The sequence below is a fragment of the Bartonella sp. MU70NMGDW genome, assembly GCF_042194085.1.
GTDB lineage: Bacteria > Pseudomonadota > Alphaproteobacteria > Rhizobiales > Rhizobiaceae > Bartonella > Bartonella grahamii.
The window spans coordinates 1-2078 of record NZ_JBHIMK010000211.1; the positions used below are offsets into that span (position 1 = coordinate 1).

Here is a 2078-nt window from a genome sequence, read left to right on the forward strand (position 1 = left end):
TATTTTTATTAAATAAGAAACATTATCTTCAGTGCATCACACACTTATAAAGACAAAAAACACCGCTTATAAGAACATAGCAATTGAATAATTTTTAAAGTTTACATATTGCATAAAAAAAACTGTAGTCCCCAAACATACCCAAAACATATACAGATCCCCAAATCAACTTCAACTACTATTCTACAAAAAGAATAATTACGCAAAACAAGATTTCTAAAGAAAATATATTTGCTAATATTTTACTCTTCTATCGTGCAACAAAAAACTATATTCTAAAAATTAAGATAAAATATACAATTTTTAACATGAACCAAATCAATACGGATAGCAAGAAAAATTACAAAATAACAAGTATTGTTTTAATACGATATTCAAAAGCATATACAACAATATTTTTAGAATAATAAAGAGAACATTTTAATTTTTACGTTCTTTAATATCCACGCTTCTCACGCGAAAAAGAACACCCCCATACTGCCATTATGTTATTCATTTATGGCGCCTTATAAAGAACTTTTAATGTGCTCGAGCCCTTTTCTAGGCCCCCTATAATCGCCTAAGATTTATTGCACACCACTCTCTTTACTTCATAAAGCTACAAGTCAATATCATCAAAACCCTTATATGCCAAAAACTGCCACTATGCCAAAAACTGCCACAACATTGAATTAGCCAATAAAATGATGATAGCAATAGACTTCATATCATCCATGGATGATTTTACATTATACTATTTACAGATAACCCGTAAAATGAGCTCAAACATCAAGAAAATTTGTGTATTGATCCATAAAAACCCTACGCACTCTTTTACAAGGAAAATACCTTCCAATCCCTATTTCTTCTCCCTAATAGATAGTACAAATAAAAAACATCGCATACACTCAAAAACAAAAGATAGAAAGCAACCAATAAACAGAGCAACAATAGAATATTTATAATGCACGCTAATAGTGCTAGTTATCTAAACATATATTATTTTTTAAGATAAATTGGCAAAGCTTTATAAAAATTTCTCTTTCAATTTCATAGAGAGAAAAAGATTACGATAATAACCGAACAAAACGCTGAACAGTATCACGCATTCCATACTCTAATGCATCGGCAATGAGCCCATGGCCAATAGAAACTTCATCAAGCCAAGGAATACGATTGATAAGAGCAGGAAGATTAGCAATCGTCAAATCGTGACCTGCATTGATACCTAATTGCAGTTCTTTGGCTTTTTTTGCTGCTAAAACAAGTTTATTGAGCTCCTGATCCTGTTTTATTTTTTCCTGAAATGCACCACCGTAAGGTCCCGTATAAAATTCCACACGATCAGCCCCTATTGCTTTAGCAATATCAAGACCGTCGATAGTAGGATTAGCAAAAAGTGATACACGAATCTTTCTTTTTTTCAAACGCTTAACAACGGGTGCCAAAAATTCCGCATCATGAGAAAAATTCCAACCATGATCAGACGTTGGCTGATTTGGATCATCAGGAACAAGGGTAATCTGATCCGCGTAGTTTTCAGCAATATCCAAAAATTGATCACTGGGATAACCTTCAATATTAAACTCAGCCGCAGGAAAATTGTTCTTGATTAAACAGTATATATCTGGCAAATCCGCAAAACGAATATGCCTTTCATCGGGGCGTGGATGAACAGTCAAACCTGCTGCTCCAGCAGCAAGCGCTATATGCCCAATATGCGTGATATTTGGCCACGGAAGATTCCGTCGATTACGCAAAACAGCAACAGCATTAAGATTAACCGAAAGTTTTACCGCCATGCCCATTTCCATTTTTCTATAGTGTGTAACAAGATAGAAAAAAGGCATTTTCCATCTGAAACTTAGATAATATACATATTTTTTCTATCGAACAATCATTAAACGTTCTGCTGCGCGCGTAATTCCCGTATAAAGCCAGCGCGCATACATATCACGAAATGCAAAACTTTCATCAAACAAAACGACGTTATTCCATTGAGAACCTTGCGCTTTATGAACCGTTAATGCATACCCATAATCAAAATCATCATATCGCTTTTTTAATTGCCATGAAATTTCTTGATCAGGGTTTTCAAA

At 34.0% G+C, this 2078-nt stretch carries 2 protein-coding genes; both read right to left on the reverse strand.

Features of this window, described 5'->3' with window-relative positions; all coding sequences use genetic code 11:
- Window positions 1-1046 precede the first annotated feature (1046 nt).
- Window positions 1047-1781 (reverse strand): pyridoxine 5'-phosphate synthase, encoded by a 735-nt coding sequence (locus ACFIKE_RS09810; protein WP_375626555.1) that lies wholly within the window; start codon window positions 1779-1781, stop codon window positions 1047-1049.
- 84 nt (window positions 1782-1865) lie between these two features.
- On the reverse strand, window positions 1866-2078 hold a 213-nt coding region (locus ACFIKE_RS09815), incomplete at its 5' end, for an ATP-binding domain-containing protein (RefSeq protein ID WP_375649641.1).